This window comes from Nocardia sp. NPDC006044, from assembly GCF_042871115.1.
In the GTDB taxonomy this organism is placed as follows: Bacteria; Actinomycetota; Actinomycetes; order Mycobacteriales; family Mycobacteriaceae; genus Nocardia.
The window spans coordinates 1,100,333-1,118,310 of sequence record NZ_JBIAID010000002.1; the positions used below are offsets into that span (position 1 = coordinate 1,100,333).

11 protein-coding genes are annotated in these 17,978 nt (G+C 68.9%); 10 read left to right on the top strand and 1 reads right to left on the bottom strand.

The features are described from left to right. Window positions 1–284: 284 nt before the first annotated feature. From ACFYO1_RS22600 to ACFYO1_RS22625, 6 genes are all read left to right on the top strand, one after another. On the top strand, window positions 285–2,006 hold the full coding sequence (locus ACFYO1_RS22600) for an Hsp70 family protein (RefSeq protein WP_387234154.1): 1,722 nt from the start codon (window positions 285–287) through the stop codon (window positions 2,004–2,006). Next, window positions 1,999–4,614, top strand: a complete 2,616-nt coding sequence (locus ACFYO1_RS22605) for a LuxR C-terminal-related transcriptional regulator (RefSeq protein ID WP_387234157.1) — start codon at window positions 1,999–2,001, stop codon at window positions 4,612–4,614. Before ACFYO1_RS22600 ends, ACFYO1_RS22605 begins: the two co-directional genes overlap by 8 nt. 46 nt (window positions 4,615–4,660) lie before the next feature. After that, on the top strand, window positions 4,661–5,761 hold the full coding sequence (locus tag ACFYO1_RS22610; RefSeq protein WP_387234159.1) for a hypothetical protein: 1,101 nt from the start codon (window positions 4,661–4,663) through the stop codon (window positions 5,759–5,761). A gap of 166 nt (window positions 5,762–5,927) precedes the next feature. Continuing rightward, the gene (locus tag ACFYO1_RS22615; protein ID WP_387234161.1) at window positions 5,928–7,286 is read left to right on the top strand and encodes a S1 family peptidase; all 1,359 of its coding nucleotides are present in this window, start codon (window positions 5,928–5,930) and stop codon (window positions 7,284–7,286) included. Between the two features lie 76 nt (window positions 7,287–7,362). After that, window positions 7,363–8,688, top strand: coding sequence for a S1 family peptidase (locus tag ACFYO1_RS22620; RefSeq protein WP_387234164.1), 1,326 nt, complete (start codon window positions 7,363–7,365; stop codon window positions 8,686–8,688). 137 nt (window positions 8,689–8,825) lie between these two features. Next, entirely contained in the window at window positions 8,826–9,713 is an 888-nt protein-coding gene (locus ACFYO1_RS22625) for an NRDE family protein (protein ID WP_387234167.1), read from the top strand. Between the two features lie 58 nt (window positions 9,714–9,771). Here the strand turns inward: ACFYO1_RS22625 and ACFYO1_RS22630 are convergent, their stop codons facing one another. Continuing rightward, entirely contained in the window at window positions 9,772–10,476 is a 705-nt protein-coding gene (locus tag ACFYO1_RS22630; RefSeq protein WP_387234170.1) for a hypothetical protein, read from the bottom strand. Between the two features lie 453 nt (window positions 10,477–10,929). Between ACFYO1_RS22630 and ACFYO1_RS22635 the strand changes: the two genes are divergently transcribed. From ACFYO1_RS22635 to ACFYO1_RS22650, 4 genes are all read left to right on the top strand, one after another. Then, window positions 10,930–14,151, top strand: a complete 3,222-nt coding sequence (locus ACFYO1_RS22635) for a heterodisulfide reductase-related iron-sulfur binding cluster (protein WP_387234173.1) — start codon at window positions 10,930–10,932, stop codon at window positions 14,149–14,151. Between the two features lie 426 nt (window positions 14,152–14,577). Further along, the gene (locus ACFYO1_RS22640; RefSeq protein WP_387234176.1) at window positions 14,578–15,339 is read left to right on the top strand and encodes a lytic polysaccharide monooxygenase; all 762 of its coding nucleotides are present in this window, start codon (window positions 14,578–14,580) and stop codon (window positions 15,337–15,339) included. Window positions 15,340–15,532: 193 nt separating this feature from the next. Then, window positions 15,533–16,762, top strand: a complete 1,230-nt coding sequence (locus tag ACFYO1_RS22645) for an acyl-CoA dehydrogenase family protein (protein WP_387234179.1) — start codon at window positions 15,533–15,535, stop codon at window positions 16,760–16,762. Continuing rightward, window positions 16,762–17,910, top strand: a complete 1,149-nt coding sequence (locus ACFYO1_RS22650) for an acyl-CoA dehydrogenase family protein (protein WP_387234182.1) — start codon at window positions 16,762–16,764, stop codon at window positions 17,908–17,910. Before ACFYO1_RS22645 ends, ACFYO1_RS22650 begins: the two co-directional genes overlap by 1 nt. The last annotated feature ends 68 nt before the right edge of the window (window positions 17,911–17,978 follow it).

A 17,978-nucleotide genomic window follows, 5' to 3' on the forward strand; every position in this document is an offset into this window, starting at 1 on the left:
CCTGAGAGCCGGCGGACCTCCGCGATCCGCATCGTTGGAATGCATTTCACGCTAGGGGCGCCACTCGTTACGCGTAACGGGGCCGACCCCCACAACTCACCCGATCGCGCCCTTAGGGGCATCCGGCGCATTAGGGGAATTTCCCCGGAACTTCCCCGGCGGCGGTAACGGCGGACGGCCAGCAACCGAAACAACGAGTGCGTCGGCGTGCTCCTACCGCCGTCCACACTCGGACTACACAGCAGCGACATCGGACCACAGAGTTTTTCGAACGGGGTTCTCGAATGACAGAGCGTCTGGCGCTCGGCATCACTGTCGGGTCGTCGAATTCGGTTGCCGTGGCGGCAGCGGGGAACGGCGGCGACCACGTGGTCACGCATCCCAGCGTGTTGCGCCTCGCGGCCGGCGCGCCACCCGCCCTCGGCGCCACCGCCCGGGCCGGCGGACGGCACTCCAGCGACGTAGTGCTGGAGGGATTCCTGGCCAGGGTCGGCGATCCGGTGGACATGCTCGCCGAGGACGGCACCGCACACTCCGCCGCCGACCTCGTTTCCGCGGCCATCGCCTGCCTGATGGACGAGACCGGCACGCAGGCCGGAGAATCCGGTTCGACGGTCGCCTGCCATCCGGCGTGGTGGTCCCGGCACACGGTCGATATCCAGCGCGCGGCACTCGATCGCGCGGGCCTGCGCGAGGTGACCCTGGTGCCCGAGCCGACCGCCGCGGTCCGCTGGCTCGAATCCGCGCACGGCCCGCTCGGCGACGGCGCGGTGATCGTCTACGACCTCGGCGCCACCGGCCTCACCGTCTCGGTGGTGCGCACCGGCGATCACGCGGGCGTGCTCGGCACACCGCTGCGGACCACGGACATCGCCGGCGCCGAATTCGATCTGCTGACCATGCGCTACGTGCTGGCAAACGCTGCCCTGGCAAATGATTTCGATCCGTTCGACCCGGTTGTCGAGCGGAAATTGTCGGTATTGCGCGAGCAGTGCCGAACCGCAAAAGAAGAGCTCTCGATAAATACGGCCACGGTCGTCCCGGTGCGGTTGAATCCGGCGGACGCGCAGGGCGGCAACGTCCGGCTGGTCCGGGGCGAACTGGAAGACCTGCTGCGCGGGCCGCTGCTGACCTCGATCGAGCTGGTCCGCGACGCCGTGCACCGGGCCGGACTCGACATCGGCGATATCGGCCGGGTGCTGCTCACCGGTGGCGGCGGCGCGATTCCACTGGTCGCCGAGCTGATCTCGACCGAATTCGGGCTGCCGGTGGTCGCGGCTCCCGACCCGGCCGATACCAGTGCCCGCGGCGCCGCCGTGCTGGCCGCGGACCTGGCCTCGGTGCGGACGCCGATCGCGCCGCCCGCGCCGCTCGAGCCGGCGACCAAGGAGCTTCCCTCGGTGCCGATCTCGGCGCTGCCGAGCGCTGACACCGCACGCAAGCCGCGGTTCAGCGGCAGGCAGCGCGCCGCCATCGTCGCGAGCGCCGCCGTCGTGCTCGGATTGCTGGCCACCGGCACCGTGGCGATCGGCACCGGCGCCCAGTCCAGCCCGAACCCGGCCTCGACCGAGCACTCGTCTCCGGCCCGCGCGGCGGAGATCGCCGCGACCACCGGCGGGCAAACCGGCGACCCCAATCTGCCCGCCGCCGCGGCAGATCCGACCACCTCGGCCGCCGGCCGCCCGAAAACCGAAGCAGGACAACCCGGTTCCCCCGCCGCGACGACGGTGGCCGTGGTGAACAGCCAGCCCGCCGGCAACCAGCCCGCCGCGCCGCCCGCGGAACCCGGTGCGCCGCAACCGGCCCCGCAGCCCGCACCGGCGCCCGGACCTACCCCGGCCCCGGCTCCGCCCCCGGCACCGGGTAACTACCCCGCACCTCCGACGCCGCCGCAGGCCCCGAGCCTGCCGACCGGCACCTTGAAGGACCCGATCGATACCGTCGGCAACACCGTCGGCACCGTGCTGCGCGCGCCCGGCCAGATCCTCGGAGGAAACGGTGGCTGACATCGCGTTCGACACCCTGCCGTCGGCCCGCGAGCTCCTCCGGGAACTGGAGTCCGCCGACCAGGAACCGGTCGCGTATCTGATCCGCGGCCGCTCGCAGACCGGTAAATCCACCCTGCTCAACGAGATTCGCAATCGCCTGCGCGCCAGGGGCATCCCACTGCAGGACGCCTTGGCCGTGGAGACCGCGCACACCGGCAACGGCGCCCACGCCACGAACGGATTCGGCACCCGCATCGCGCCATCCACCGACCTTCCCGCGCTGATCGTGGACAACGCCCACACGCTGAATCCGGCCGAGCTCGAATACCTCTGCGCCACCGTCGAATCCGGGCAGCGCACGGTTGTGATCGCGGCCCAGCCGCGCCCGCACGACCACCGGCTGCGCACCCTGGCCGACACGGTCGCGCGGCGCGGCCGGGTGGTCGAGCTGCGCGCCCTCGGCGTGGCCGACATCGCCCCGTTCGCCAGGGAACTCGGCATGATGGTGCCGCGCCAGGTGTCCCAGCACATTCACCGGCAGACCGACGGCATCCGCGGCGGCGTGGTCGCCGCGCTGACCGCCGCCTGCTCGGCCCGGCTCGACGCGGGCATCGGCGCGGTCGACGCGGCCGTCGCCGGCTGGGCCCGTTCGCTGCTCGACGACCTCGCCCCGGACCTGCTGGAAACCCTCGTCGTCGCCACCACCGGCGCGGGCCTGGACGCCAGCGAGCTCACCGAGGTGCTCGGTGTGGAATCCGTTGCCGCACAGCACCTCATCGATCGGGCTCGGGCCAGCGCCCTGGTCACCGATGCCGACCTGCTGCTCACCCCGGCGGTCGGGCCGCTGCGCACGCTGCTCGGCGACCGCCGGTTCGTCGCGGTTCAGCGCAAACTGCTCGGCGCGCGACTGGACGCGGGACTGCTGCGCGATCACACCGCGCTGCTGCTCGCCGAATCCGGCGTCCGTGATCCGCGGCTGGCCGAATTCCTTTCCGCCGCCGCGGAAAAGGCCGGCCGCGAGGCAGTGCGCTATTACGCGGCCGCCGCGGCGACCGGCGCCGACCCCGATCTGATCGCATTGCGCTGGGCCGAGGCGGCCGGACGCAACGGCGACGGCGAAACCGCGATGCGGCTGGCCGAGCCGGTACTGGCCCGCTCGGGTGTGTCGAGCGCCGAACTCGCCGACGCGGTGCGGATCTGCGCCGCGGCACTGACCCGCCGCGGCCTGGTTGCCCGTGCGGCCCAACTGTATTCGTGGCTGGGCGCGCAACGCGTCGGCGCCGATTGGGCCATCGGCGCGACCGTGCTCGCGCTGGCCGGCGACCTGCCCGGGGCCACGGAGATGTCCGAATCGGCCACGCAATGGCCGCCGACCGAGGCCAACGCGCACGCCCGGCTGATCGCCACCGCACTGGCCGGCTCGCTCAACGGTCGCGAGTCCACGCACGGAAACCACACCCCGCCAACGCTGTCCACGCACGGCACCGCCTCGTCGGTCTCCGCGCTCGTGCAGGCAGCGCACGCCGACTCCGGCGTCGACCGCTTCCTCCCCTGCACCGCGGTATCCATCGCAACCCTGCTCTGCCTCGGCACCGGCGAACCCCGCCGGGCCGGCGACGCGCTGCGCCGGGCCACCGCCAGCGGCCTGCGCTGCCATCAGCTCCAGGTGCTCGCTGCCTGGGCCGCCATGCTCGGCGGCGACGAACGCGCCGCCGCCGCGACGGTCGCCGCGCTCGACCATGACTCGCTCGACGTCCGCGACCGGCTACTCGCCCACGGCGTCGCGGTCGGCTTGGCCAGGCGCACCGGCGACCACGCCGCGCTGTCCAAGGCCTGGCATGCGGCCTACCTGATGTTCGACGACGTCGAGGCCGACCTGCTCGCGCTGCTCCCGATCGGCGAATTGTGGCTGGCCGGAATCAGATTGCGGGACGAGGGCCGGATCGCACCGCTCGTCGAGGCGGCCCAGGCGATGCTGCGCCGGCTGAACGAGCCGCCCGCCTGGGCGAACGCCTTCCACTGGTACGGCGTGCAGGCCGCGATCCTGCACGAGAGCCCGGCGGAACTGATCCCGCACGCCCGCCCGCTCAAGGCCGCGGCCGAGGCGGGCGATCGGCACGCCGCCGTGCTCGCCGACGCGGGCCGGACCTGGGTGCTGGTGCTGCGCGGCGAGGTGTCGGTCGCGCCGGTCGAGGCGGCCGTGGCCGGCCTGAGCGAGATCGGCATGACCTGGGACGCCGCCCGGCTGGCCAGCGAGGCCGCCCTCGCCGCGGCCGACTCGGCGACCGCGACCGCGCTGCTCAAACTGGCCCGCACGGTCCGCGCGGACGCCAAGCCGCAGGATCCGATCCTGCCGCCGGCCACGGCAACGCCGCAGCCGGGCACCCGCCCCGCCCCCGATCCGGCGGTCGGCGAGCCGGCGGCGATCCTCAGCGAGCGCGAACGCGAGGTCGCCGAGCTGGTGCTACTCGGGCTGACGTACCGGGAGATCGGCGCTCGCCTGTACATTTCCGCCAAGACGGTGGAGCATCATGTCGCCCGGATCAGGCGGCGGATCGGTGCCCGGTCCCGGTCGGAGTTATTGTCGATGCTTCGCGCCATGGGACACGGCTCTCTGCTGGTGTGACAGAGTGCGGATTCGTACGCCGGGAAGCCGAAGCGAGGTACTGAGGATGGCCACAGGGGTGGGCCTACGCATCGCCGAGGACGAGTGCACGGCGGCGATCGTCACCGACGGCGACGAAGAACCGTTGTTCATCGTCCGCGAGTCGCTGCTCTACATGTCCGACGACGGTGACGCCACGCTCGGCGGACCGCCGCCGGACGAGAACGCGCACGCCATCACCGGCTTCGCGCTGGCGGTCGGCGATCCGGCCGGCATCTCGGTCGACGACGGTGAGGCCTACCGGGCCGAAGACCTGGTCGCGACGGCACTGTTCTGCCTGATCAACCTGACCGCGGACCACCTCAACGGCCCGGCCGAGTTCTACGCGACCCACCCCGGCGATTGGCCGCGCGAATACATCCAGGCCCTGCGCGACGCGCTGGACTACCTGGGGCTGCGGTCGGTGCTGCTGGTCAGCGAGGCCGACCTGCCGAGTGCCGAGACCGGCGAACCGGGCAGCACGTTCGCCTACGACGCCGCCCGCGCGGCCCTGGCCGCGGTGCTCTCCACCCCTGCGGGCAGCACCCCGCCGGACCCGACGCATGCCGAGAACTCGACGGTGGACACCGTCATCATTCCGGCCGTGCCCGCGTCCGAGCCGACACCGCAGGCGTATTCGGCGGCCATCCCGATGGCCGAGCCGGTACCGACGGAAGCGACCGCGGTTCCGGAAACACCCGCGCGCAAAGCCGAACCGGCCAAGGACCGCAAGCAGCTCCCGCTGCTGATCGGCGCCGCCGCGCTGATCGGACTCGTGCTCGGCGGCTTCGCGGTGGCCGTGCTGTTCCGCGACGACGGCCAGACACCGGTGCCGCCGCTGCGCGACGCCAAGTCCGACCAGGTCACGGTGAGCCCGACCCCGCCCGCGCCGCCGATCAACTTCCCGACGGTCCCATCGACGCCGCCGACCACCGAGGCGCCGGAAACCACGACGACGCCGCCACCACCGCCGCCCACCACCGAGCCGCCCCCGCCGCCGCCACCGACCACCGAGGCGCCGACGACGCCGCCGAGCACCACGCGCCCGCGGCCCACCACGACGACGCCGTACAACCCGCTGCCGCAGATTCCGACGATCCCTGGCCTGCAGATACCGGGCAGTCGGTGATTAGTAGAGACCTTCCCCGGTTTGTGCCTTAAAGTGATGCGCTGACCGGTGTTGTCGGATGAATTGCAGGCGCCCGGTCTGTTGCTGGAGGACGACTGTGAGCCAACGGATTCCAGGCCCGTTGCCGCGGATTGAGCTGGCACGTGCGTGCCAACGAAGGGATTTCATGCGCAAGTTGGTGGCGCGCAGCGCCACGGTCAAAGCTGTCGCCCTCGCTTCGACCGTTTTCCTCGCACCCTTGCTCTGCACGTCCACCGCCGCGGCGGCACCGGCGACACCCATCCAGTTGAACGCCGACGCCCTGCCGCAGGAACTGGTGCAGGCGATCGCGCGTGACCTGAAGATGACCCCGACGGAGTACCTGGACCGTGCGGCCCGCGCCCAGCAACTGCGCGACTACGCCCGCGACTTCCGCTCGGAGCGCCCGGAGGCCTTCGCCGGCGCGTGGATCGGCACCGATGGCAAGCCCGTCGTCGCGGTCACCTCGCTCGACGCCGCCAAGATCGCCGCGTCCGACGGCTACCAGACCCGGCTCGCCCCGGTGTCCGCGGACGGCCTGGAGGGCTCGCTGATGCAGCTGAATCAGTGGATCACCAGCCTGCCCAAGGAGATCTCCACCGCGATCAACTCGGTCGCCATCGACTTCCTCAACAGCCAGCTGGTGCTCAGCGTCGCCAACACCCCCGCGGGACACCTGCTGAACCTGCCGACCCTGATCGCCAACATCAAGGTCATCCTGTCCCCCGGCAGCGGCGGCGCGATCGAGCGCAGGCCGATGGGCGGCGACACCTACATCAGCGCCCCGATCCCGCTGCACGACGCCGCGCTCAAGGGCGTCGACGTCTGCTCGTTCGGCTTCAACAGCGTCGACGCGGCGGGCAACGCGCTGAATATCAGTGCGGGCCACTGCGATCCGAACATCGACAAGAGCAACCAGGACGCCACCGTCTACTTCCCCAACGTCAAGGACATCCCGAACAGCCCGGAGCTCGGCTCGTTCGTCCAGGCCAAGCTCGGCGGCCAGAGCGCGCTGGACTACTCGGTTATCAAGCTGAACGAGCGCGCGGTGCGCGCGGGCATGGATCAGCCGACGGTGCGCGGCGCCAACGGCACCACGATCGCTATCACCGGCACCGCCGACCCGATCACCGGTGCGCCGGTGTGCAAGTCGGGGCAGTCGTCCACCTTCACCTGTGGCTTCGTGGTGGCCGACCGGGTCGAGACCCAGCTCTACACCGCGGAGGGCGTCAGCAAGACCGTGCGCGGCTTCGCCAGCTCGGCCTGCACCCTCGGCGGCGACAGCGGCGGCGCGATCGTGTCCGGCACCCTCGCGCTCGGCATCACCAGCGGTTCCAACGCGGCCGAGGCGCCGGATTGCAACGAGGCGAACATCGCGCTGGCGCAGTACGGCGGCACGGCCAGCCTGGGCATTCCGATCCGGCCGATCCTGGCCGATATCGACGCCTCCGCCGGTGGCGGAGTCGGCAGCGGCATCGCGGTGCGCACCCGGCCCAACGCCGGGTGAGGCGCGCTGAACAGTGCCGTCAAATTAGCGCTCGTTATAAGTAGGCATCCCGCGTTCTAGCCCATATAGTCTGGGCATGCTCCTGCCACGTATAGGTCCTCTCCGATCAGCTGCGCGACAGACCCTGGTCCGAAAATCAGCGATCGCCGCTTCGGCGGCGATACTGCTGTTCGGACCTACAGCGGCAGTAGCGACAGCACAACCCGATCCGGCCCCGAGCCTGCCCGCCGAACTGGTGACCGCGCTCGCCCGCGATCTGAAGATCTCCCCGGAGGAGTACCTGCACCGCGCCGACGTGGCCCAGCAGGTGGCCGCGTTCGCCACCACCGCGCAGCGGCAGTTCCCGGCGGTGTTCGGCGGCTCGTGGCTCGACGACAACGGCAAGGCGGTTGTCGCCCTGGCTCAGGGGCCCGGCGCCGACGAGGCCAAGAAGGCCGCGGAGTCGGCCGGTTTCGAGGTCCGCAACGTGGCCAAGAGCGAGTCCGCGCTGCGCGGGGAGAAGACCGCGTTCCAGCGCTGGCTCGACGGGCAGCCCGAGGCGGTGTCGGCCCTGGTGCGCGGCGTGGTGATCGATACGGTCAACAACAGCATCGCGGTCCGGGTGGACAAGGCCGGCCTGCCGATGCCGAACTTCATCGACCCGGCCAGGGTCATCGTGATGGCCCCGCCGGTGGCCGGTGAGCAGGGCACGCTGCAGGCCACCGAGATCGCCGGCGCCGCCAACGGCGTGCTCGCGGGCGGCGACGGCTACGCCTCGGTCGCCGGCCGCATGTCGCTGCGCTGCTCGCTCGGCTTCAACGGCACCGACCGCAACGGCAACATCATCAATGTCACTGCGGGCCACTGCAACCCGGACATCCCGTCGGCGGGCAACGACAACGCCGCGCGGATCCACGAGCTCAACGGCGACCGGCTCGGCAACGAGCTCGGCCGGTTCGAGAAGTCGGTGCTCGGCGCGCAGGACTACTCGGTCGTGCGGATCGCCGACCAGGCGCGGGATCGGTTCAGCAACAACGAGGTCCGGGTGCCCGGCGCCGCGTCGGTGCGCATCGAGGGCGTGGCGACTCCGGTCGTCGGCGCGCCGGTCTGCAAGTCCGGTTCGCGGACCGGCTTCAGCTGCGGCGTGGTGAACGCCGTCGACCAGACCGTGCAGGTCGGCGAGCGCGAGCTCACCCAGGCGTTCTCGGCCAACATCTGCGCGCTGCCCGGCGACAGCGGCGGCCCGATCGTGACCGGCCGGCTCGCCCTCGGCATCTCCAGCGCCTCGTCGGTGGCCGACTACCCGATCTGCGAGATCCCCAACCTGATCGGCGCCCTGACCGGCAACGCCCCGCAGCTGTTCGCGCAGCCGGTGAGCGTGGTGCTCTCGGATAACCCGGGGCTGAAGATTCGCACCAACTAGCTCCACCCAGTCGAAAGGCCGGCCGCACCGCGCGGTCGGCCTTTTCGCTGTCCCGGGGAGGTTTCCACTGGCCTTGCGCGGCCCATCACCCGGCCGATGCGGTGCGGTGGCGGGCCATGTTCGGGCATTCTGAACCGATGTGTTTGGTGTTGATCGGCTGGCGGGCGCATCCGGAGTACCGGTTGATCCTCGCGGCCAACCGCGACGAGTTCTACGCCCGGCCGACCGAATCCCTGCGCTGGTGGCCGGAGGTGGCGGGCCTGCTCGCCGGGCGAGATCTCGGCGCGAAGAACACGGCCCCGGGCGACCCGCCGGGCACCTGGCTCGGGCTGCGCCGAGAAGACAAGGGCCGCAATCGTTTCGCGACGGTGACCAATGTGCGGGCGCCGAAGGACGAACGCGGTGACGCCCGTTCCCGCGGCGCGCTGCTGATGGACTTCCTGCGCGGCGTCTCGGATCGGCACCCGGGCATAGATTTCCCCGGCCCGGAGAAGTACGTGCTCGATGTCGCGGCCGCCCCGGACGACTACAACGGCTACAACCTGGTGGTGTCGGACCTGGAATCGCTGTGGTGGCATTCAAATCGCAGCGCGGCACCGCCGCGCGAACTGGCTCCGGGCTTTCACGGCCTCTCCAACGGCACGTTCGTCAGTTCGGCAGGGGTGAACCCGGATAACCCGGATTTAACCGCCCCACAGCCCATCTGGCCCAAAGTACGGACCGGTCTGACCGAGCTGCGGGCGGTGGCCGAGTCGGATCCTGGCGCCGTGGAACGTTATTTCGCGGTGCTGGCCGATCGCACCAAGGCTCCGGACGCGGAATTGCCGAGCACCGGGGTGCCGAAGCTGATGGAGCGCAGGCTGTCGTCCCGGTTCATCGCGGACGCGGCGCACGGCACCAGGGTGAGCACCGTGCTGCTGGTGCGCGCGGACGGCTCGTTCGAGATGGCGGAGCGCTCGTTCGGGCGGTTCGGGCGGCGCAAGCACACCGTCTCGTTCGACGGAACCCTGGATTTGCCCGCCTGAAAACGACGACTGGCCCGACTCTCCGAGGAGAGCGGGCCAGTGGCCGGAACTCGGGTGCTTACTTCGCCGGGAGCGGCTTGTCGGCCCACTTGGTGGTGCCGTCCGCTGCCTGGAAGGTGTTCATCAGCTCGATGCCCGCGGCGATCAGGGCCGGGCCACCGACGGCGATGGTGCCGAGGATGCCACCGATGCCGGCGCCGGCCACCAGGCCGGGGAGGCAGAACGCGGGGATCGTGATGATGCAACCGATGGTCGCGCCGATCGCGGTGCCGACGAAGCCACCGATCGCGGTCGCGATGCCGAAGTTGCTCGCGAACTCGTTCTGCGCGCGCTGGTTCTCCATCGGGGACGCGATGTCCTGCGCGACGGACGGCTTGGCGACGACCGGCTTGTCCGTAACGACCAGATCCGCGGGCTTCTGCGGGGTGACCTCGAGGACGGTGCCGTCCTTCTTCACCTCGGTCTTGACCGGCACCAGGCGACCGTCGACATCGACGTCGAGCGGGAAGGAGACGAGGGTGTTGCCCTGGCCGTCCTTCACGTTGGCGACGGAGATCTTCGGATCGGTGGCGGTGGCGCCGTCCTTCTCGGTGACCGAGAAGGTTCCCCCCTTGAGCGACGCGACAACCGTCTTGTCGACCAGCTTGACGGAGTAGTTGAGATCAGCCGGGGCCGCGACAGGCTCGGCATGCGCGGTCCCGAGGCCGATGGTCATCGCGCCGATGACCAACGCGGCACCCGCGGTGGTTCTGCGGAGGTTCATTCAGTTTCCAATCCATCATCAGGTTGCCTGCCCGCCGGTCCCCAGCACGCGAGAGCGCTCTTCATCAAATCCGGGCGGTCGCCCCGGATCCTCCCCGAGCAGTGTGAAGACAGGCACAGCAGACAGAACGTCGTGAGCGTAATCCACCGACGAGCCATAAGCGAGAAGCATTACGCGCCTTGAGGACTAAGCCTGTCCTTACCGATTAGGCCGGATGCCTCGGCGTTTACGGTGTATTGAGCTGAACACGCGCTCGGATGGGCAAACCGAGTGTGACGTTCATCACAGGTGAAATTTGCGTCAAGCCCCAGCAAGAGGGGGCATAGCTCAGCTGCAAATGGTACGACGGATAGCATATGTTACCGGTGGGTAACTTACTGCCGGTTAGGATACGAGCCAATCGGGGCGGCCGAATCGCCCCCGCTCGTGTTGCCTCTAGAGAAAGGTCGCGACATGAATGCCCTGACAGTGACGCTGGGCACGATTGGGGCGACGCTCAGCCTCCTGTGTTGGGCGTCGTTCTTCGGCGGCGTCCGCAGCATCGTCCGCGCCATCATGGTCGGACAGCCCGCACCGGACCGCTGGCGACCGTTCTTCCCGCGTTTCAAGCAGATGGTCATCGAGTTCCTCGCGCACACCCGGATGGCCAAGTTCCGCACCGTCGGCTGGGCGCACTGGCTGGTGATGATCGGCTTCATGGGTGGCGCCATCCTGTGGTTCGAGGCCTACGGCCAGACCTTCGACCCGTCGTTCCACTGGCCGATCATCGGCAACTGGGCGATCTACCACCTGTGGGACGAGATCCTCGGCATCGGCACCGTGGTCGGCATCGGCACGCTGATCGTCATCCGCCAGCTGAACCATCCGCGTCTGCCCGAGCGGCTGTCCCGGTTCAGCGGCTCGAAGTTCGGTCCCGCGTACGTGATCGAGCTCATCGTGCTGATCGAGGGTCTCGGCATGATCTTCGTGAAGGCGGGCAAGATCGCCGCCTACGGGCATTCCGATCCGTACACCGACTTCTTCACCATGCAGGTGGCCAAGCTGCTGCCCGCGAGCACCACCATGGTCGCGCTGTTCGCGTTCGTGAAGCTGATGTCCGGCATGGCCTTCCTCTACCTGGTCGGCCGCAACATCACCTGGGGCGTGGCCTGGCACCGGTTCTCCGCGTTCTTCAACATCTACTTCAAGCGTGAGGACGACGGCGGCGTCGCGCTGGGTGCGGCCAAGCCGATGATGTCCAAGGGCCTGCCGGTCGACATGGAGACCGCCGACCCGGACACCGACACGTTCGGCGCGGGGCGAATCGAGGACTTCTCCTGGAAGGGCTGGCTCGACTTCACCACCTGCACCGAGTGCGGCCGGTGCCAGTCGCAGTGCCCGGCTTGGAACACCGGAAAGCCGTTGTCGCCCAAGCTGCTCATCATGTCGCTGCGCGACCACGGCAACGCGAAGGCGCCCTACCTGCTGGCCGGCGGCCGCAAGGACATGGGCGGCGACGAGATCGGCCTGGTCGACGCCGAGGGCAAGCCGGACGAGGCGGCGCTGGCGAAGATCTCCGACGCGGCCAAGGCCGAGGCGGAGCGTCCGCTGGTCGGCGGCGAGGATGTCAGCGGCATCATCGATCCCGAGGTGCTGTGGTCGTGCACGACCTGTGGCGCCTGCGTGGAGCAGTGCCCGGTCGATATCGAGCACGTCGACCACATCATCGACATGCGCCGCTACCAGGTGCTCATCGAATCGGAGTTCCCGTCCGAGCTCGCGGGCCTGTTCAAGAACCTGGAGAACAAGGGCAACCCGTGGGGGCAGAACGCCAAGGACCGGCTCAACTGGATCAACGAGGTCGAGTTCACCGTTCCGGTCTTCGGGCAGGACGCCGACAGCTTCGACGGCTACGACTACCTGTTCTGGGTGGGTTGCGCCGGCGCCTACGAGGACCGGGCGAAGAAGACCACCAAGGCGGTCGCGGAGCTGCTCGCCACCGCGGGCGTGAAGTTCATGGTGCTCGGCCAGGAGGAGACCTGCACCGGCGACTCGGCCCGGCGCGCGGGCAACGAGTTCCTGTTCCAGCAGCTCGCCGCGCAGAACATCGAGACGCTGAACTCGGTGTTCGAGGGGGTCGAGGACAAGAAAAAGAAGATTGTCGTCACCTGTGCGCACTGCTTCAACGCGCTCAACAACGAGTACCCGCAGGTCGGTGGCAGCTACGAGGTGGTGCACCACACCCAGCTGCTCAACCGCCTGGTGCGGCAGAAGCAGCTGATCCCGGTCGCCTCGGTGTCGCAGAACGTCACCTATCACGATCCCTGCTACCTGGGCCGGCACAACAAGGTCTACAACGCACCGCGTGAGCTGATGGAGGCCTCGGGCTCGACCCTGATCGAAATGCCCCGGCACGGTGAGCGTTCCATGTGCTGTGGCGCCGGCGGCGCGCGCATGTGGATGGAGGAGCAGCTCGGCAAGCGGATCAATATCGACCGGGTCGACGAGGGATTGAACACGCTCGCGGCGAACCCGGGTGCCACGCCCGGCAAGATCGCGACCGGTTGCCCGTTCTGCCGGGTCATGCTCAACGACGGTGTCACCGCTCGCCAGGAGAAGGGCGAGGGCGAAGGGGTCGAGGTCGTCGACGTCGCGCAGTTGATGCTCGATGCCATCGATCGGGTGGACGCGGCGCGGCTCACCGAGAACCTCACCGTGGTTCAGGAGCCGAAAGCTCCTGCGGTCGAAGAGGTTTCCGAGCCGGAACCGGAGCCGGAGACCGCCGCGCCCGCGGCCAAGGCGGCGCCGGCCGGCGGTGGGCTCGCGATGAAGGGTCCGGGCAAGAAGCCGGGCGGCGGCCTCGGCATGAAGGGTGCCGCCAAGGCGCCCGGGGCCAAGGCCGAAACGCCTGCGGCCGAAGCCGAATCGGCGGCCGAGACGCCTGCCGCGCCGGTCAAGGGTCTGGCCATGAAGGGTCCGGGCAAGAAGCCGGGCGGTGGATTGGGCATGAAGGGTGCCGCCAAGGCACCCGGGGCCAAGGCCGAAACGCCTGAGACCGAAGCCGAATCGGCGGCCGAGACGCCTGTCGCGCCGGTCAAGGGTCTCGCGATGAAGGGTCCGGGCAAGAAGCCGGGCGGGCTCGGCATGAAGGGCGCCGCCAAGGCACCGGGAGCCAAGGCGACTCCGGCTCCGGAGGCCGAATCCGCGCCTGCGGCAGAAGCGGCCGAGGCGCCGGCGCCCAAGCCCGTCAAGGGCTTGGGGATGAAGGGGGCGGCCAAGGCGCCGGGTGCCAAAGCGCCAGCCGCGAAGGCGCCCGCTGCTCCCGCGACTCCAGCGGCGAGCGACTCCGACGCGGAAACCGCGACCGCCGAACCGGTTTCGGAGCCCACCGAGACCAAGCCCACGGTTCCGGCCAAGGGATTGGCGATGAAGTCCGGGTTCAAGCGTCCCGGCGCGAAGGCGCCGGGCGGCTCCGCGCCCGCGGCTCCGGCCGAACCCACTGCGGAACCCGCTGCGGATTCCGCTCCGGCGGAGTCCACGTCGGCGCAGGAATCCACCGCCGACTCGGCTGCCGCAGAACCGGTTTCGGATCAGCCGGCGAACGGCAACGGTGCCGCAGAGGTGACTCCCCCGGCAGCCAAGCCGGGTGGCCTCGGATTCAAGTCCGGCGCGAAGGCTCCCGGCCGCAAGAACTGATCGCCACAACTCCACAGTTATCCAGTTCGACCCGGATCCGCACGATGGATCCGGGTCGAACTGTTTCCGTCGATCGTCTGGGCGTGCGGATTCCGCGAGTCTGGGGATACCCGCAAGCCGGTGTTCTGATCAGCGAATCCGAGCACCACCGCACCGCTGTATTCGGCGAAACACGTGTGGGGAGGCACTGGGGAATGCCTTGCATATAGCGCAATAGCCACCAGTTCCCTTACGCCACTGTCGATCCCGGCCACGAATAGCCGCAATATGCGACACGCCCGCAGTCGCGCTCCCTCGGCGCCTTGCCCTGATTCCGGCCCGCGCCCTATCGTTTTTGGCACATTAGAGCTCGAAATGTTCTCTCTGCCAAAAAGTTTGATACTGATCAGTAAGCCGGCCACTGCTGCTCAGGCTATTAGGAGCGCAATGATCAACAAACGAAAGCTGACAGTTCTCGGGGCCGCAATTGGAATCGCACCCATCCTCGCGGTTCTGGTCCCGGCAGGCACGGCCAGCGCGCACGGGTACATCTCGTCACCGGCGAGCAGGCAGGCCCAATGCGCGGCAGGCACCGTGTCCTGCGGACCGATCAAGTACGAGCCGCAGAGCGTCGAAGGACCGAAAGGTTTGCGCAACTGCCACGGCAACCTTTCGCAATTCGCCGAACTCAGCGACGACAGCAAGCCGTGGAAGGTGCACACCGTCGGCAATTCCGCGTCGTTCACGTGGACCAACACCGCTCGGCACAGCACTTCCAACTGGGAGTACTACATCGGTAACACTCGCGTCGGCGTCGTTCCGGGCAATAACCAGCAGCCCGGCCAAACCGTCACGCACACCGTGAATTTCGGTAGCTTCACCGGACGCCAGAAACTCCTGGCCATCTGGAACATCGCCGACACGTCCAATGCCTTCTACGCCTGCGTAGACCTCAACATCGGCGGCACGCCGCCCACCACCACTCCGACCCCCACCACCACGGTGCCGCCCACCACGACGGTGCCCCCGACAACCACCAACCCACCGACCACCACCCCACCCACCTCACGCCCCTGGGCCGCGGGCACCGCCTACACCGCCGGCAACGAGGTCTCCTACGACGGCCTGCGCTACCTCTGCCGCCAAGCACACACCGCCGCCACCGGCTGGGAACCCCCGAACACCCCCGCCCTCTGGCAAAAGCTCTAACCCCACCCGTCCCGGACCCCGACCCCCGTCGAGGCCCGGGACGCTTGCGTGCGATGCCGTCGACCCGATGCCGACAACAAGTGCTGGCACCTGACATCAGTTTTGATACAGTGCGAGAGACATGACTTGGTTCTGTCTCGCTTCGGCCGCCTGCCGGACGCGATGCAATGGCACGCACTCTCCGGGAGGGCAGATGGATTACGACTGGTCAGCGCTGGATCTAGCGTTCCGGGACGAGGTGCGGGAGTTTCTCGAGGCGAAGCTGACGCCGGAGTTACGGCGGGCGGGGCGGCTGGCGACCAGCGTGTACCCGGACCACGAGGCGAGCATGGCGTGGCAGGGAATTCTGCATGAGCGCGGGTGGGCGGCGCCGGCCTGGCCGGTGGAGTTCGGCGGGTGTGATTGGAGTTTGACCCAGCACTACATCTTCAATCGGGAATCGACGTTGGCGGGGGCGCCCGCGCTGTCGCCGATGGGGATCAAGATGGTGGCGCACGCGATCATCGCGTACGGGACGCCGGAGCAGAAGGCGTTCTACCTGCCGCGGATTCTGACCGGGGAAATCTTTTTCTGTCAGGGATATTCGGAGCCGGAGGCCGGGTCGGACCTGGCATCGCTGACGATGGCCGCCGACGAGGACGGCGACGACCTCGTGTGCACCGGCAGCAAGATCTGGACAACCCATGCCACGGAAGCGAATTGGATCTTCTGCCTGGTGCGCACGTCGCGGGCCGGGAAGAAGCAGCAGGGCATCACGTTCCTGCTGATCGATATGAACACACCGGGCATCGAGATCCGGCCGCTGGTGATGACCTCGGGCGAGCAGGTGCAGAACCAGGTCTTCTTCGACCACGTCCGCGTGCCGAAGCGCAACGTGCTCGGACAGATCGACGAGGGGTGGACTGTCGCGAAGTACCTGCTCGTGCACGAGCGCGGCGGCGCGATGGCGCCGTTCCTCCAGGCGATGGCACAGGAGATCGCTGTCGAGGCAGCGAAACAGCCCGGACCAGATGGCAATTCGCTGATCGACGACCCGGCGTTCGCGGCGCGGCTGGCCGAGGCGCGGATTCGCACCGAGGTGCTGGAAATCCTGGAATACCGCACGATTTCGGCGATGTCGCGGGGACACAACCCGGGTCCGGCCTCGTCGATGCTGAAGATTCTGGCGACCGAGCTGAGCCAGAAACTGACCGAACTCGCCTTGGCCGCCGCCGGTCCGCGCGGACGCGTGTATCAGCCGCACGCCACGAAACCGGGTGGGCCGATCGCGGAGTTCATCCCGCCGGCCGACAACTACCGCAGCGGTGCGCCGTGGCAGGCCGTCGCGCCGCTGCGCTACTTCAACGACCGAGCGGGCTCGATCTACGCGGGCAGCAACGAGATTCAGCGAAACATCCTCGCCAAAGCAGCATTGGGGCTCTGATGGACTTCACCCTTACCGACGAGCAGGAACTGCTCCGCACCGCGATCGCCGGATTCCTCGGCGCCCGATACGAATTGGCGAAGAGCCGCACCGCGGCCAAGACCGGCGCCGGTTGGCAGCCCGCGGTGTGGCGCGGATTCGCCGACGAACTCGGCATTCTGGGCGCGACGCTGCCCGAGCGGGTGGACGGGATGGGCGGCGGGCCGGTCGAATTGATGGTGATCGCCGAGGAACTCGGACGGGCGCTCGTGGTCGAGCCGTTCGTGGACACGGTGGTGGTCGGCGCCGGACTGCTCGACCGGTCCGGGGGTGAGCGCGCCGATGCGCTGCTGCGCCAGATCGTGTCCGGCGACGTGCGCACCGCTTTCGCCGCGCTGGAACCGACTTCGGGCCAGACGCTGCACGACGTGTCGGCCACCGCACGGCGCGACGGCGATTCGTGGATCATCGACGGCACCAAGACCGTCGTGACCAGCGCGCCGCTGGCGACCCACCTGCTGATCACCGCCCGCACCTCCGGCAATCGCCGGGACGAGCACGGTATCTCGTTGTTCTGCACCGACTTCGACGCGGACCGCCCGCCGGCCGGTGTCGAGGTGCACTCGTACCGGACCATCGATGATCGCGTCGCCGCCGACCTGGTCTTCACCGAATTCCGCCTGCCCACCGACACATTGCTCGGTATCGAAGGCACCGCGTGGGTCGCCATCGAGCCGACCATTGACGAAGCCATCGCGGCCATCGCCGCCGAGGCAGTCGGCTGCATGCGCAAGGTCCTCGCCGACACCCTCGAATACGTCAAGCAACGCAAGCAATTCGGCCAGCCCATCGGCAGTTTCCAGGTCCTGCAGCACCGCATGGTCGACATGTACATGGAACTGGAACAGGCCATCGCCGCCGTCTACCTGGCGATCCACTCCCTCGAAGCCGACCCCGCGACCCGCGCCCGCGCCGTCTCCGCGGCGAAGGTCACCATCACCCGAGCCGCTCGATTCCTCGGCCAGAACGCCGTCCAGCTACACGGCGCCATGGGCATGACCGAGGAACTGGCCATCGGCCACTACTTCAAGCGCCTCACCGCCATCGAATACGAATTCGGCTCCGACGACCACCACCTCACCCGCTACGCAGCCCTGACCCGTCCCTAATTGTCCCAGCTGACCTGCGAAAAAGTGCCCGCAGCTCGACATCAGAACTAGTTCTGACATACTGACCC

What these genes read in the sequence shown, in the direction of transcription:
- ACFYO1_RS22620 (WP_387234164.1), top strand. Translation starts at nt 7,363, where the DNA reads ATGCTCCTGCCACGTATAGGTCCTCTCCGATCAGCTGCGCGACAGACC.
- ACFYO1_RS22625 (WP_387234167.1), top strand. Translation starts at nt 8,826, where the DNA reads ATGTGTTTGGTGTTGATCGGCTGGCGGGCGCATCCGGAGTACCGGTTG.
- ACFYO1_RS22635 (WP_387234173.1), top strand. Translation starts at nt 10,930, where the DNA reads ATGAATGCCCTGACAGTGACGCTGGGCACGATTGGGGCGACGCTCAGC.
- ACFYO1_RS22650 (WP_387234182.1), top strand. Translation starts at nt 16,762, where the DNA reads ATGGACTTCACCCTTACCGACGAGCAGGAACTGCTCCGCACCGCGATC.
- ACFYO1_RS22630 (WP_387234170.1), bottom strand. Translation starts at nt 10,476, where the DNA reads ATGAACCTCCGCAGAACCACCGCGGGTGCCGCGTTGGTCATCGGCGCG.
- ACFYO1_RS22610 (WP_387234159.1), top strand. Translation starts at nt 4,661, where the DNA reads ATGGCCACAGGGGTGGGCCTACGCATCGCCGAGGACGAGTGCACGGCG.
- ACFYO1_RS22615 (WP_387234161.1), top strand. Translation starts at nt 5,928, where the DNA reads ATGCGCAAGTTGGTGGCGCGCAGCGCCACGGTCAAAGCTGTCGCCCTC.
- ACFYO1_RS22600 (WP_387234154.1), top strand. Translation starts at nt 285, where the DNA reads ATGACAGAGCGTCTGGCGCTCGGCATCACTGTCGGGTCGTCGAATTCG.
- ACFYO1_RS22640 (WP_387234176.1), top strand. Translation starts at nt 14,578, where the DNA reads ATGATCAACAAACGAAAGCTGACAGTTCTCGGGGCCGCAATTGGAATC.
- ACFYO1_RS22645 (WP_387234179.1), top strand. Translation starts at nt 15,533, where the DNA reads ATGGATTACGACTGGTCAGCGCTGGATCTAGCGTTCCGGGACGAGGTG.